The 14,642-nt window shown below is 73.9% G+C and carries 11 protein-coding genes; 9 read left to right on the forward strand and 2 right to left on the reverse strand.

The window, feature by feature from the left end:
* Positions 1-19: 19 nt before the first annotated feature.
* The 4 genes from LFA75_RS09445 to LFA75_RS09460 all read left to right on the forward strand — a co-directional run bounded on the left by LFA75_RS09445 (position 20) and on the right by LFA75_RS09460 (position 5,843).
* Positions 20-1,399, forward strand: coding sequence for an MmgE/PrpD family protein (locus LFA75_RS09445; RefSeq protein ID WP_225233389.1), 1,380 nt, complete (start codon positions 20-22; stop codon positions 1,397-1,399).
* A 57-nt stretch (positions 1,400-1,456) separates the two neighbouring features.
* Entirely contained in the window at positions 1,457-2,509 is a 1,053-nt protein-coding gene (gene rutA / locus LFA75_RS09450; RefSeq protein ID WP_225233390.1) for a pyrimidine utilization protein A, read from the forward strand.
* Between the two features lie 57 nt (positions 2,510-2,566).
* Positions 2,567-3,451, forward strand: coding sequence for an isocitrate lyase/PEP mutase family protein (locus LFA75_RS09455; protein ID WP_225233391.1), 885 nt, complete (start codon positions 2,567-2,569; stop codon positions 3,449-3,451).
* 70 nt (positions 3,452-3,521) lie between these two features.
* Positions 3,522-5,843, forward strand: a complete 2,322-nt coding sequence (locus LFA75_RS09460; RefSeq protein WP_225233392.1) for a putative bifunctional diguanylate cyclase/phosphodiesterase — start codon at positions 3,522-3,524, stop codon at positions 5,841-5,843.
* A 9-nt stretch (positions 5,844-5,852) separates the two neighbouring features.
* On the opposite strand, the gene LFA75_RS09465 is transcribed toward LFA75_RS09460, so the two are convergent.
* Both LFA75_RS09465 and LFA75_RS09470 read right to left on the reverse strand, forming a co-directional pair.
* On the reverse strand, positions 5,853-6,071 hold the full coding sequence (locus LFA75_RS09465; RefSeq protein ID WP_225233393.1) for a hypothetical protein: 219 nt from the start codon (positions 6,069-6,071) through the stop codon (positions 5,853-5,855).
* A gap of 97 nt (positions 6,072-6,168) precedes the next feature.
* Complete coding sequence (locus LFA75_RS09470; RefSeq protein WP_225233394.1) at positions 6,169-9,543, reverse strand: pyruvate carboxylase; 3,375 nt, start codon at positions 9,541-9,543, stop codon at positions 6,169-6,171.
* A 60-nt stretch (positions 9,544-9,603) separates the two neighbouring features.
* On the opposite strand from LFA75_RS09470, the gene LFA75_RS09475 reads away from it, so the two are divergent.
* The 5 genes from LFA75_RS09475 (at position 9,604) to ilvA (ending at position 14,628) form a co-directional block, all read left to right on the forward strand.
* The gene (locus LFA75_RS09475; RefSeq protein WP_225233395.1) at positions 9,604-10,473 is read left to right on the forward strand and encodes an SDR family NAD(P)-dependent oxidoreductase; all 870 of its coding nucleotides are present in this window, start codon (positions 9,604-9,606) and stop codon (positions 10,471-10,473) included.
* Between the two features lie 105 nt (positions 10,474-10,578).
* On the forward strand, positions 10,579-11,739 hold the full coding sequence (locus LFA75_RS09480) for a Fic family protein (RefSeq protein ID WP_225233396.1): 1,161 nt from the start codon (positions 10,579-10,581) through the stop codon (positions 11,737-11,739).
* 112 nt (positions 11,740-11,851) lie between these two features.
* Positions 11,852-12,271, forward strand: coding sequence for an anthrone oxygenase family protein (locus LFA75_RS09485; protein ID WP_225233397.1), 420 nt, complete (start codon positions 11,852-11,854; stop codon positions 12,269-12,271).
* A gap of 99 nt (positions 12,272-12,370) precedes the next feature.
* Positions 12,371-13,297 carry an oxygenase MpaB family protein gene (locus tag LFA75_RS09490; protein ID WP_225233398.1) on the forward strand — a complete coding sequence of 309 codons (927 nt, stop codon included), beginning with the start codon at positions 12,371-12,373 and terminating at the stop codon, positions 13,295-13,297.
* Positions 13,298-13,392: 95 nt separating this feature from the next.
* Positions 13,393-14,628 carry a threonine ammonia-lyase IlvA gene (ilvA, locus tag LFA75_RS09495; protein WP_225233399.1) on the forward strand — a complete coding sequence of 412 codons (1,236 nt, stop codon included), beginning with the start codon at positions 13,393-13,395 and terminating at the stop codon, positions 14,626-14,628.
* The last annotated feature ends 14 nt before the right edge of the window (positions 14,629-14,642 follow it).

Consider the following 14,642-nt stretch of genomic DNA (forward strand, 5'->3'; position numbering starts at 1 on the left):
TCACAGGAGGGAGTCACCCATGAGCCTCGCCCGCCAGGTCGCCGACGTCGTCGCCCGCACCACCTCGGACGACGTCCCCACCCCCGTGCTCGACCGCGCCCGCCACCTCGTCCTGGACGCCGTCGGCCTCGCCTTCGCCGCGTCCGCCCACCCCTTCGCGGACACCGCCGCGCAGGCGCTGGGCTCCTTCGGCCCCGGCGACGTCCCCGTGCTGGGCAGCAAGACCCGGCTGCCCGCCCGCGACGCCGCCGTCCTCAACGGCGTGCTGGTGCACGGCCTGGACTTCGACGACACCCACATCGGCGCCGTCACCCACGTGTCCGCCTCGGCGCTGCCCGCCGCGATCTCCGCGGCCGTCGCCGCCGACGCCAGCACCCGCGACCTGCTGCTGGGCTACGTGCTCGGCGTCGAGGTGGCCGCCCGGGTCGGCCTGGCCGGCGCCGGTGCGTTCCACGACCTCGGCTTCCACCCCACCGCCCTGGCCGGCGCGTTCGGCTCGGCGGTCGCGGCGGGCTCGGTCACCGGCCTCGCGGAGGACCAACTGGTCGCCGCGCAGGGCGTCGTCGGGTCCATGGCCGCCGGGCTGCTGGAGTTCCTCGAGGACGGCTCCTGGACCAAGCGGCTGCACCCCGGCTGGGCCGCGCAGTCCGGCATCACCGCCGCCGCGTTCGCGAAGGCCGGGTGGAGCGGCCCGGAGGCCGTCTACGAGGGCCGCTTCGGCCTGTTCGCCACCCACCTCGCCGGCCGGGAGACCCACCCCGAGCTGGTCGCGGCCGGCCTGGGCGAGCGCTGGGAGACCGCCGAGACCGCGGTCAAGCCCTACCCGATCTGCCACTTCGCGCACGCCTTCGCCGACGCCGTCCTGCTGCTGCGCGAGCAGCACGACCTGCGCACCGAGGACGTCGCCGCGATCCGCTGCGCCATCCACCCGGTGCCCGGCAAGGTGGTCTGCGAGCCCGCCGCGGCGAAGTGGGAGCCGCGCGACGAGTACGACGCCAAGTTCTCGCTGCCCTACGTCGTCTCCACCGCGCTCGCCTGCGGCCGGTTCACCCTCGCCGAGCTCGAGGACGACGCGCTGCGCGACCCCGAGGTGCTCGCCCTGGCCCGCAAGGTCGAGGTCGTCCCGGACCCGGACAGCGCCTTCCCGGCCGCCTACTCCGGCTGGGTGCAGATCACCACCACCGACGGCCGGGTGCTGACCCACCGCGAGCAGGTCAACCGCGGCCACGCCGACCGACCGCTCACCGACGACGACGTCGTCACCAAGTTCCGCGGCTCGATGGCCCCGGTGGCCGACGAGGCCACCACCGAGCGGGTGCTGGCCGCCGTCCTGTCCCTGGGCCGCGAGGCCACCGACACCTCCGCCCGCACGTTCGCCGAGGCCTGCGCCGCCGGCTGACCCCCAGACCCCGGCAGCGACGCCGGCCCACCCCACCTTCTAGTCACAGGAGCAGGCATGGACTTCGGCGTCTTCATCCCGATCGGCAACAACGGCTGGTTGATCAGCGAGAACGCTCCGCAGTACATGCCGAGCTTCGAGCTGAACAAGCGGATCGTGCAGGAGGCCGAGGCGCAGGACTTCGCCTTCGCGCTGTCGATGATCAAGCTGCGCGGGTTCGGCGGCAAGACCGAGTTCTGGGACCACAACCTGGAGTCGTTCACCCTGATGGCCGGCCTGGCCGCGGTGACGGAGAAGATCAAGCTCTACGCCTCGACCGCTGTCCTCACCCTGCCGCCGGCGCTGGTCGCCCGGATGGCCACCACCATCGACTCCATCGCGCCGGGCCGGTTCGGCATCAACATCGTGTCGGGCTGGGCGTCGGGCGAGTACTCGCAGATGGGCCTGTGGCCCGGCGACCAGTACTTCGGCGAGCGCTACGACTACTCCACCGAGTACGTCCAGGTGCTGCGCGCGCTGTGGGAGACCGGCACCTGCGACCTGGACGGCAAGTACTTCCAGATGACCGACTGCAAGCTGTCCCCGCAGCCCAGCGCGCCGATCGACATCGTGTGCGCCGGCCAGTCCGAGCGCGGGATGCAGTTCTGCGCCGAGCACGGCGACTACAACTTCATCCTCTCCCCGGGCGTGAACACCCCCGAGACCTACCGGGAGCCCACCGAGAAGCTGGCCGCCGCCGCGGCGAAGAGCGGTCGGGACGTCGGCTCGCTGCCGCTGTTCATGGCGATCATGGCCGACACCGACGAGGAGGCCCAGGCCAAGTGGCAGAGCTACCACGACGGCGCTGACCTGGGCGCGCTCGGCTACATGAGCGAGGAGGGGTCCAAGGACACCTCGGCCGACTCCGGCGGCACCGCGCGGACGATCAACCTCCCCGAGGGCGCGGTCAACTTCAACATGGCCACGCTGGTCGGCTCGCCGGAGACCGTCGCCCGGCAGATCGACGAGGTCGCGAAGATGCCCGGGGTCAAGGGGATGATGTTCACCTTCGACGACTTCGAGAAGGGCGTGAAGACCTTCGGCGAGAAGGTCCGGCCCCTCCTCGGCTGATCTCCCCGGCGGGGCCCCGACCGGGCCCCGCCGGTCCGCCTGCCCGGAAGGACCCCCGTGACCTCGTTCGTCGCCCCCCGCCCGAACCCGCGCGCCCGGCTGCGCGAGCTGCTGGCCGCTCCCGGCCCGCTCATCGCCCCCGGCGCCTACGACGCGTTGAGCGCCCGGCTGGTGCAGCAGGCCGGTTTCGACGTCGTCTACATGACCGGCTTCGGGACGTCGGCCTCGCTGCTGGGCCGCCCGGACGTCGGACTGCTGGGCGGTGCGGAGATGACCGACAACGCCCGCCGGATGGCCCAGGCGGTCGACGTCCCGCTGATCGCCGACGCCGACACCGGCTACGGCAACGCGCTCAACGTCGTCCGGACGGTGCGGGAGTACGAGCAGGCCGGCGTCGCCGGGCTGCAGCTGGAGGACCAGGTCTCGCCCAAGCGCTGCGGCCACATGGCCGGCAAGGCCGTCATCGACGTCGAGGAGGCCGTGGCGAAGGTGCGGGCCGCCGTCGCCGCGCGCACCGACCCCGACCTGGTGGTCATCGCCCGCACCGACGTCGCCCAGGTCGAGGGCACCCGGGCCGCGATCGACCGCGCGCTGCGGTTCGCCGACGCCGGCGCCGACGTGCTCTTCGTCGAGGCCCCGCGCACCGCCGAGGACGTCGAGCTGGTGGCCACCGAGCTGAAGGGCCACCACCTGCTCTTCAACTGGGTCGAGGGCGGGCAGACCGAGGGCCTGACCATGGAGCGGGTCGCCGAGCTGGGCTTCTCCCTGGTCCTGTTCCCGATCAGCACCCTGCTCGCAGCCACGCACGCGATGCAGGCTGCGCTCTCGACGCTGAAGCTGACGTCGTCCACCGCCGGGGCGCCGATGGGCGACTTCGACGGCTTCCTGCAGACCATCGGCCTGCCCGAGCTGCGCGCCGACGAGGCCCGCTTCGCCGGCTGACCCCACCCCGGCGGGGTGAGGGTGGCTGTAGTCGCTACACATCAGACCTTTCCCCGCCGATGGTGCGGTCATGCAGGGGATGGCGGGCAGGGATCCGCGACGCCGGGGCCCCCGGCGCGACCACCCCGGCTGGTCCACGGCCAGCCGGGTCGCCGTCTGGTCGGCGACGGTCTTCGCCGTGCTGGCCGTCGGCGGTCTCGCGGTGTCCCCCGACCTGGCGAACCCCTGGCAGGGGACCCTGGCTCCCGTCGCCTTCGGGCTGTTGTCGACCCTGTGCGCGGTCGTGGCCGGGTGCGCCGCGGTGCGGGCGACCACGCTGGCGCCCCTCTGGGGCTCCCTCGCCGTCGTCATGCTGCTGTTCACCGCGGCCGACCTCGCCTACGTGGCATCGCCCTCCCTCGGGGCCGGCCCGTCCTGGGTGGACGGCGTCTACGGCGCCGCCTACCTCGCGCTGCTCGCCATGCCCTTCCTCTTCCTCCGCCGGCTGCGGCTGCGCCCGCACCCCACGGTGTGGGTCGACGGGCTCACCACCGGCCTGGGCGCGCTCGCGCTGGCCGCCGCCCTCGTGCTGGCCACCGTGGACGACGCGGACGCCGCGACGATGCTGGCCCTGGGCTACGTCGGCGCCGACCTGCTGCTCATCGCCCTGCTGGCCAGCCTGGGCTCGGTGCTGGGCTGCCTGCGCAGCGTGCTGCTGCCGGTGCTCGCCGTCGGGCTGCAGCTGGTCGCCGACCTGGGCCAGTACCTGGCCGGCGGGCTCGGCGCGCCGTCGGACCTGCTCTACGTCACCGGCCCGGTCCTGCTCGCCTGGGCGGCGCACCGTTGCCCGCCGGACTGGACCGTCCGCGAGCAGTCCTGGCGGCTGCGGCTGGAGGTGCGCCGCATCGTGCTGCCCGCGGGCGGGGCGACCGCCGCCCTGGTGGTGCTCGCCTGGAGCGCGCTGCACCCGCTGGGCCCCGCCCCGGTGCTGCTGGCCGTGGCCGCGCTGGTCTCGATGGCCACCCGGACCGTGCTCACCCTGCGCGCCACCGAGAACTTCTACGAGCTCCGCGCCCAGGCCCTCAGCGACCCGCTGACCGGGCTGGGCAACCGGCGGACCCTGGACGCCGCCCTGGCCGACCTGCCCGACGACCTCCCCGCCGCCCTGCTGCTGCTGGACCTGGACAGCTTCCGGGACGTCAACGACGGCCTGGGCCACGCCGCCGGCGACGAGGTGCTGCGCCTGCAGGCCGCCCGGCTGACCGGCGGCGACCAGACCGGGCGGGTCGCCGTCCGGCTGGAGGGCGACACGTTCGCCCTGGTGCTCCGCGGCACCGGGCCCGAGGAGGCCCGCCGGGTCGCCGAGGAGATGGCCACCCGGCTGCGGGCACCGCTGCAGGTGGACGGCACCCGGGTCCGGCTCACCGCGAGCGTCGGCGTCGCCGTCACCACCCCCGGCCGGCCGTCGGGTCCGCTGGCGCTGCTGCGCCGGGCCGACGAGGCCCTCACCCAGGCCAAGCACCGCGCCGAGGCGGTCGTGGTGGACGACCAGACCCCGGCGCACCCCGGGGTCGAGGTCTCCCGGCTCCAGCTGGCCGACGAGCTGCACACCGCGATCAGCACGGCCCAGCTCGTCCTGTGGTTCCAGCCCCAGCTGCACGTGGCCCCGGCGGGCCCGGTCGGCACCGGCGGCCGCACCACCACCGTCGCGGGCTGCGAGGCCCTGGTCCGCTGGGAGCACCCCGACCGCGGCCTGCTCGGCCCGGAGACCATCCTGTCCGCCGCCGAGCACGGCCGGCTGCTGCCCGCCCTCGGCGACGCCGTCCTCGGCATGGCCGTGGCCGCCGTCGGCGGCTGGTGGGCGCGGTTCCCGGTGCCGGTCTCGGTCAACCTGTCGGCCACCGACCTCGGCGACCGCCGGCTGCCCGAGCGGGTGCACGGACTGCTGCAGCAGCACCACCTGCCGCCGTGGGCGCTGACCATCGAGGTCGTCGAGGACACCCTCATGGTCGACCCCACCCGGGTCGCCGAGGTGCTGCGCGACCTGCGCGACATGGGCGTCGGCGTCGCCCTGGACGACTACGGCACCGGGTACAGCTCGCTGTCCTACCTGCACGAGCTCCCGGTGGACGAGCTCAAGCTCGACCGGTCGCTGACCCGTGACCTGGCCACCAACCCCACCGCGACCGCCATCGCCCGGCACAGCATCGCGCTGGCCCACGACCTGGGCCTGCGGGTGGTCGGCGAGGGCATCGAGGACCCCGAGGCGCTCGACGCGCTGGTCGCCCTGGGCTGCGACACGGTGCAGGGCTACCTGACCGGGCGCCCCATGCCGTCGGCCGCCTGGACGACCTGGCTGGCCGAGCAGGCCGCGCCGGTCCTCCCGGTCGCGCCTGCGCCGATCCCCGGCTGAGCCGCGGGGTCAGCCGCGGCGGGCCGCGAGCACGCCGTGCACCGTGAGGACGTCGAGCCGCACGTGCTCGGCCCGGCCACGGAGCCAGGCCGGCTCGTCACCGGTGAGGAAACGGGTGACGACGCTGACCGCGAGGTCCTCGGCCGCCGCGCCCATCCCGACCAGGCGGTGCAGCCGGCCGAGCACGTGCGCGAGGTGATCGATCGGCGGTGCGGGGGCGGACGTCACGGGGCAGAGCCTCTCATCGTGCACAATCCGATGTGGTTCTTCCTACCTTTGCACATCCGGAACACTTCAATCCGTAACGACGCGCCAAGCCCCCCGATCAGGTGAGGACGACGAGCAGGTCACCGCCCTCGACCTGCTGCACGGCGCCGATCGCGACCCGGGAGACCGACCCCGCCCGCGGTGCCGTGATCGCGGCCTCCATCTTCATGGCCTCGATGGTGGCCAGGGTGTCGCCGGCCGCGACCTCGTCGCCCTCGCCCACCTGCAGGGTGACGACGCCGGCGAACGGCGCCGGCACCTGGCCCGGGTCGGACCGGTCCGCCTTCTCCGCCGCCTTGACCGCGGAGTCCACCGAGCGGTCGCGCACGCTGACCGGCCGCAGCTGGCCGTTGAGCGTGCACATGACGGTGCGCATGCCGCGCTCGTCGGGCTCGCCGACCGCCTCCACCCCGATCAGCAGCCGGACGCCGGGCTCCAGGTCGACCGCGTGCTCGGTGCCGCGGCGCAGCCCGTAGAGGAACTCCTTGCTCGGCAGCACGGAGGTGTCGCCGTAGGCCTCCCGGTGCGCCTCGAACTCCTTCGTCGGCCCGGCGAACAGCAGCCGGTTGAGGGTCGGCTGCGGCGTGCTGCGCAACCCGGCCAGGTCCTCGTCGGACAGCTCGGCGGCGGGCTCCGCCGCCCGGCGGCCCTCCAGCGCCTTCGTGCGGAACGGCTCGGGCCACCCGCCGGGCGGGTCGCCGAGCTCGCCGCGCAGGAAGCCGACCACCGAGTCCGGCACGTCGAACTTCGCCGGGTCGTCGGCGAACGCGGCGACGTCGACGCCGGCGCCCACCAACTGCAGCGCCAGGTCGCCGACCACCTTGGACGACGGCGTGACCTTGACCAGGTGGCCGAGCAGCCGGTCGGCCGCGGCGTAGGCGTCCTCGACCTCCTCGAACCGCTGACCCAGGCCCAGCGCGATCGCCTGCTGGCGCAGGTTGGACAGCTGCCCGCCGGGGATCTCGTGGGTGTAGACCCGCCCGGTCGGGCTGGGCAGCCCGGACTCGAACGGCGCGTACACCCGCCGGACGGCCTCCCAGTACGGCTCGAGGTCGTTGACCGCGGTCAGGTCCAGGCCGGTGGCGTACGGGGTGTGGTCGGTGGCCGCGACGATCGCGCTCAGCGGGGGCTGGCTGGTGGTGCCGGCCATGCTGGCGACCGCGCCGTCGACGGCGTCCACCCCGGCCTGCCAGGCCGCCATCAGCGTGGCCAGCTGGCCACCGGCGGTGTCGTGGGTGTGCAGGTGCACCGGCAGGTCGAACCGCTCGCGCAGCGCGGTGACCAGGGTGGCCGCGGCCGGCGGCCGGAGCAGGCCGGCCATGTCCTTGATCGCCAGCACGTGCGCCCCGGCCTCGACGATCTGCTCGGCCAGCCGCAGGTAGTAGTCCAGCGTGTAGAGCTGCTCGGCCGGGTCGGACAGGTCGCCGGTGTAGCAGAGCGCCACCTCGGCCAGTGCCGTACCGGTCTCCCGCACGGCCTCGATCGCCGGCCGCATCTGGGAGACGTCGTTGAGCGCGTCGAACACCCGGAACACGTCGATGCCGGTGCGGGCGGCCTCGTGCACGAACGTCGTCGTCACCTGGGTCGGGTACGGCGTGTAGCCCACGGTGTTGCGCCCGCGCAGCAGCATCTGCAGCGCGATGTTGGGCACCGCCTCGCGCAGCGCGGCCAGCCGCTCCCACGGGTCCTCGTGCAGGAAGCGGAGCGCGACGTCGTAGGTCGCCCCGCCCCAGCACTCCAGGGACAGCAGCTGCGGCGTGGTGCGGGCGACGTGCGGGGCCACGGCCAGCAGGTCCTTGGTGCGCACCCGGGTGGCCAGCAGCGACTGGTGGGCGTCGCGGAACGTGGTGTCGGTGACCGCGAGCGCGCGCTGGGCCCGCAGCCCGGCGGCGAAGGCCACCGGGCCCAGCTCGCGCAGCTGCTGCCGGGAGCCGGCCGGGGGCTGGCCGACCAGCTCGACGGCGGGCAGCTTGCTCATCGGGTCGACCAGGTGCGGGCGCTCGCCGTGCGGGGCGTTGACCGTGACGTCGGCCAGGTAGGCCAGGAGCCGGGTGCCGCGGTCGGCGGACTGCCGGGCGGTCAGCAGCTCCGGGCGCTGCTCGATGAACGAGGTGGTCACCCGGCCCTCGCGGAAGTCGGGGTCGTCCAGCACCGCCTGCAGGAACGGGATGTTGGTGGCCACCCCGCGGATCCGGAACTCGGCCACCGCCCGGCGGGCCCGGGCCACCGCGACGCCGAAGTCCCGGCCACGGCAGGTGAGCTTGACCAGCATCGAGTCGAAGTGCGCGCCCACCTCGGCGCCCATGGAGGAGCCGCCGTCCAGCCGCACCCCGGCGCCGCCGGGCGAGCGGTAGGCGGTGATCCGGCCGGTGTCGGGGCGGAAGCCGTTGGCCGGGTCCTCGGTGGTGATCCGGCACTGCAGCGCCGCCCCGCGCAGCTGCACGGTGTCCTGGCTCAGCCCCAGGTCGGCGAGGGACTCCCCCGAGGCGATCCGCAGCTGGGCCTGCACCAGGTCGACGTCGGTGACCTCCTCGGTGACCGTGTGCTCGACCTGGATGCGCGGGTTCATCTCGATGAACACGTGCTTGCCCGCCTCGTCGAGCAGGAACTCGACGGTGCCGGCGCAGGTGTAGTCGATGGCCCGGGCGAAGGCCACGGCGTCGGCGCACATGCGCTCGCGCAGCTCGGGGTCCAGGTTGGGCGCGGGCGCCAGCTCGATGACCTTCTGGTGCCGGCGCTGCACTGAGCAGTCGCGCTCGAAGAGGTGGATGACGGTGCCCTGGGTGTCGGCCAGGATCTGCACCTCGATGTGCCGCGGGTTGACCACGGCCTGCTCGATGAACACCGTCGGGTCGCCGAACGCCGACTCGGCCTCGCGCATGGCGGCCTCGACGGACCCGCGCAGGGCGCCCTCGTCGTCCACCTTGCGCATGCCGCGCCCGCCGCCGCCGGCGACCGCCTTGACGAACAGCGGGTAGGGCATGTCCCGGGCCTGGGCGATGAGGGTGTCCACGTCGTCGGTCGGCTCGGTCGAGGCCAGCACCGACAGCCCGGCGGCCGCCGCCGCGGCGATCGCGCGGGCCTTGTTGCCGGTCAGCTCGAGCACGGCGGCGCTGGGGCCCACGAAGGTGATGCCGGCGTCGGCGCAGGCCGCGGCCAGGTCGGGGTTCTCGGACAGGAAGCCGTAGCCGGGGTAGACGGCGTCGGCGCCGGACCGCTTCGCGGCGGCCACGACGGCGGCCACGTCGAGGTAGGCGCGGACCGGGTGGCCGGGCTCGCCGATCTCGTAGGACTCGTCGGCCTTGAGCCGGTGGACCGAGTTGCGGTCCTCGTGCGGGAACACCGCGACGGTGCCGGCCCCCAGCTCGTAGGCGGCGCGGAACGCCCGGACGGCGATCTCCCCGCGGTTGGCGACCAGGACCTTCTGGAACACGGGGACTCCCGGGGAGCGGCGACGGGTGTGGGCACCGTAGCGGCAGGGCACGACAGGACGGTGACCTCTCCGCGCACCGCCCTCGTGACCGGCGCCTCCAGCGGCATCGGTCGCGCCACCGCCCTCCTGCTGGCCGAGCAGGGCGCCTCCCTGGTGCTCCTGGCCCGCGGCCGCGCCGCCCTCGACGAGGCCGCCGCCGAGTGCCGGGCCGCCGGCGCCGCCGACGTGGTGGTCGAGACCTGCGACGTCAACGACCGGGAGGGCATGGCCGCCGTCGTCCAGCGGGCCGGTGCCCTCGACCTGGTCGTGCACTCCGCGACCGTGATGGCCTACGGCGACGTGGAGGACCTGCCGCCCGAGGTGTTCGAGCAGGTCGTGGACACCGCCATCCACGGGACGGCGAACGTGGCGCGGCCGGTGCTGGCCACCTTCCGCCGGCAGGGCCGCGGCGACCTGGTCGTGGTCAGCTCGCTGCTGGCCTCGATCACCGCGCCGACGATGGGTGCCTACGCCACCGCCAAGTGGGGTCAGCTGGGGCTGATCCGCACCTTGCAGCAGGAGACCCGGGACGTGAAGGGGATCCACGTCTCCGCGGTCTCCCCGGGCGGGGTGAACACCCCGATCTACTACCAGGCCGCGACCGTGCTCGGGAACACCGGCCACCCGCCGCCGCCGGTCTACTCCCCGCGCCGGGTCGGCCAGGCGATCCTGGCCGTCGCCGAGAAGCCGCGGCGGCTCAAGCAGTCCGGCATCGCCAACCCGGTGATCATCGCCGGCTACCGGCTGGTGCCGCAGGTGTTCGACACCCTCGTCGGCCCGCTGCTCAAGGTGTTCGGGATGAGCCGGGACTCGGTGCCGCCCACCGACGGCAACGTGTTCGAGTCCCGCCCGGAGGAGAACGCCGCGAAGGGCCCCTGGCGCGACATCTGAGCCACGTCAAGCCAACTGGACATCCAGCCCTCCTATATCAAGTAAAGTAGGCAACTACTTGATGTAGGAGGCTCGGTGGACGTAGCCAGGTTCCGGAACAGCCCGGTGGGATCACTCATCCCCATCCGCGGCACGGATGGACGCAGCGGCAGGGAGTACGACCACGCCGCGTTCCTCCCGGATGCCCTCGATGCCGAGCCTGCCCTCACGTCCGAGACCTGGCGAGCAGTCAGCCGCGCCAACCGTGCGCTGGGCAGGCTTCACCAGGCTGGTCGCCAGGTTCCCGCGCCTGCCCTCCTGAGGCGCCCGACGCTGCGCCGCGAGGCCCAGAGCACCTCGGCTCTGGAGGGCACGTTCGCCCCGCTCGAGGACGTGTTGGCGGCCGGAGCCGAGAGCGCGGACCCAGCGGCTTCCGCCGACCTGCTCGAGGTCCTCAACTACGTCTACGCCGCGGAGGATGCCTTCGAGTGGCTGTCCGAGGGTCGTCCGCTCACCGTCTCCCTGCTCGAGGACCTCCAGGGCAGGCTGGTCGCCGGGACCGGGGCGGACACGGGCCGAGCCGGGCATGTGCGTGCCATCCAGGTCGCCATCGGCAGCCCGGACGGCGGCATCGAATCCGCGCGTTTCGTCCCGCCGCCGCCAGGTCCGGCCCTCGAAGCCGGACTGCGAGATCTCCTCACCTGGATCACCGAGGATGAGCCGCGTGACGCAGTCGTCGCCGCTGCCCAGGCCCACTACCAGTTCGAGACCCTGCACCCGTTCAACGACGGCAACGGACGCATCGGGCGATTGCTCGTCGTGCTGCAGCTGCTGCACGACGACGTCCTGGACGAGCCGCTCCTCAGCATCTCCCCCTGGTTCGAGCAGAGGCGCCGTGAGTACCAGGACCACCTGCTGGAGGTCAGCCGAACCGGCGACTGGGACGCCTGGGTCCGCTTCTTCGCTCGCGGCCTGGAGGCGTCGGCGACCGATACGGCACATCGCGTGGATGCACTCCTGCGGCTCCAGGAGCAGTACCTCTCGCTCGTGCGTGCCTCGGCGACGCAAGGTGTGGTCAGGGACATCGCGGAGTCCCTCATCGCCTACCCGTACCTGGACGTACCCGCCACGGCGCGCAGGACCGGCCGGACCTCCCAGGCCATCCTGACGGCGATGAACAAGCTCCTCGAGCTGGGGGTCCTCGCCGAGAGACCACCCGCTGGGCGCCGTCGTCGATTCGTCGCCCTCGACGTGGTCCGAGTGCTCAGCGCTCCCCCGACAGACTGACCGCCGCCGCCCGGCACGTCCGGTCGACGTCAAGAGCGCTGGACATGGACGGTGCTCATATCAAGTTTTCTGCTCAGAACTTGATATAAGCACCGTCAAGGAGGCCGGTACGGTGCCGCTCGTGGAGCTGCTGGGCACCCTCACCGCCGTCGGCTGCGCCCTGGTGGGCGGGGTGTTCTTCGCGTTCAGCGGGTTCGTGATGCCCGCGCTGGGGCGGCTGGACGACGGGGCGTCGGCGATGCGGGCGGTGAACGTGACCGCCGTCCGGCCGCCGTTGATGGTCCTGCTGTTCGGGACGGCGGCCGCCTGCGTCGCCGTCCTCGTGGTGGGCCCCGGCGTGCTGCCCCGGGTGGGTGCGGGGCTGTACCTGGCCGGCACCGTCGGGGTGACGATCGCGGCGAACGTGCCGCTCAACGACCGCCTGGAGCGGGATCCGTCGACCTGGCCGGCGTACCTGCGGGCGTGGACGCGGTGGAACTCGCTGCGCACGGCAGCGGCGACCGTCGCGTCGGTGCTGCTCCTCCTCGCCTGAGGCGTCATGTGACGGTGACGCACCATTCCCGGCCTCGAATGGTGCGTAGGCGTCATGTGACGGCGGGCGGGTGCACGACGGAACCCGCAGAGTGGGGTGGTGAACCCCTTCGACGCGGCGCGGGCCGCCTTCCGCGGGCGCGTCTCCGGCGATCCCACCGGCGCACCCGACTGGGTCCGGGAGATCGCCACCGTCGGCACGGGTGACGGCTGGTTCGACCCGGACGGCGTCGTCTGGCGGGTGCACGGCGACCTGTCCACGCTGGTCGGCGGGGTGGCGGCGCTGCTCGGCCAAGGCGCGCACCCCCTCGCGTTGGCCGGCGTGCAGCGGCACTCGGCCTACCGCGAGGACCCGTGGAAGCGGCTGGCCGGCACCGCGCGCTGGCTCGTGGTGAGCACCTTCGGCTCGGCGCAGCTGGCCGAGCGGGAGTCCGCCCGGGTCCGTGGCATGCACCGCCGGGTGAAGGGCACGCTGGACGACGGCCGCACCTACTCCGCCGGCGACCCCGACCTGCTGCGCTGGGTGCACCTGGCCTTCACCGACGCGTTCCTGGCCGCGCAGACCGCCGTCGGTCGGGACATGAGCCGGTTCGGCCCGCGCTGGGGCGACGACTACGTGCGCGAGTGGGCCCGCACCGCGGAGCGGCTGGGTGCCACCGACCTGCCGACCACCCGGACCGAGCTGGCCGAGGCCATCCGCGGCTACCGCCCGGTGCTGGAGCCGGTGCCCGACGACCTGCTGGCGTTCCTGCAGGCCCCGACCGGGTTGTCCGCGCCCGAGCGGCTGGTCTACGCCGGGTTCTCCGGCGGCGCGGCCCGGCTGGTCTCCCCCACCATCGCGCCGCTGGCCCGGGTGCCCGGTCGCGCGTCCCGGTCGCCGCTGGACCGTGCCCAGCTGCTGGTCACCGAGGCCCAGCTCCGCGCGCTCAACCTGGCCCTGGGCTCGCACAGCCCGAGCGAGGAGGCCGCGAGATGGCGCCTGGGCACGGGCCCCGCTCCCGCCTGGGCGACCTCCCTGGCGAGTTGATCATCGTCAGCTGCAGGTGAGGACGCGCACTCCTGGGCGTGTCCGGGCTGCACCTGGCGATGATCAACTGCGGCGCTGAGGGGAGGATGGCCCCCGTGAGCTTCTCCCGGCTGGTCGAGGACGCCGTCGGCCGGTTGGCCGGGGTCGCCGAGCGCACCCCCGTGCAGCGCAACCCGCGGCTGTCGGCCATCACCGGCGCCGACGTCTGGTTCAAGCGCGAGGACCTGCAGGTCGGCCGCTCCTACAAGGTGCGCGGCGCCTACAACACGATCGCCCAGCTCGACCGGGGCAGCGCCGTGGTCACCGCCAGCGCCGGCAACCACGCGCAGGGCTTCGCGCACGCCTGCGCGACGCTGGGGGTGCGCGGCACGGTCGTCGTCCCCGGGACGACGCCCAAGCAGAAGCGGCAGCGGATCGCCGCGCTCGGCGGGGACGCGATCACCCTGCTGGTCGACGGCGACACCTACGACGACTCCGCCCGGGTCGCCGCCGACCTCGCCGCCCGCACCGGCGCGGTCGTCGTCCCGGCGTTCGACGCGCTGTCCACCGTCGCCGGGCAGGCCACCGTGGCCGTGGAGTTCCTGGCCCAGCTGGCGCGGGTGCCCGACGTCGTCGTCCTGCCGGTCGGCGGCGGCGGCCTGCTGGCCGGCTGCGCGACCTGGCTGCGCGAGCACGCGCCCGGGACCCGGGTCGTCGGCGTGGAGCCGGCCGGGGCCGCCGGGATGGCCGCCGCGCTGGTCGCCGGGGAACCGGTGACGCTGGCCGAGATCGACACCTTCGTCGACGGTGCCGCCGTCCGCCGGGCCGGGGAGGTCACCTTCCCGCTCGTGCGCGACGCCGGGGTCGAGGTGGTCGCGGTGCCCGAGGGCGCGGTCTGCACCGAGATGCTCGACCTGTACCAGGTGGACGGCGTCATCGCCGAGCCCGCCGGGGCGCTCGCCGGCGCCGCCCTGGCGTCCGGGGTGGTCACCGTCGACCCGGGGACGACGGTGCTGGCGCTGCTGTCCGGCGGGAACAACGACGTCAGCCGGTACGCCGAGGTGGTCGAGCGCTCGCTCGTGCACCGCGGGCTCAAGCACTACTTCCTGGTCGAGTTCCCGCAGGAGCCCGGGGCGCTGCGCCGGTTCCTGCACGAGGTGCTGGGCCCGGACGACGACATAGTGCTGTTCGAGTACCAGAAGCGTGACAACCGCGAGACCGGCGCCGCGCTGGTCGGCATCGAGCTCGGCGCCGCCACCGGCCTCACCCCGCTGCTGGCCCGGATCGCCGCCGGTCCGCTGCGCATCCAGCACCTGGCCCCCGGCACGACGGCCTACCGCTTCCTGGTCTGACCCGGGCAGGATGC

The sequence above is a fragment of the Klenkia terrae genome (genome assembly GCF_900491935.1).
Lineage (GTDB): Bacteria > Actinomycetota > Actinomycetes > Mycobacteriales > Geodermatophilaceae > Klenkia > Klenkia terrae.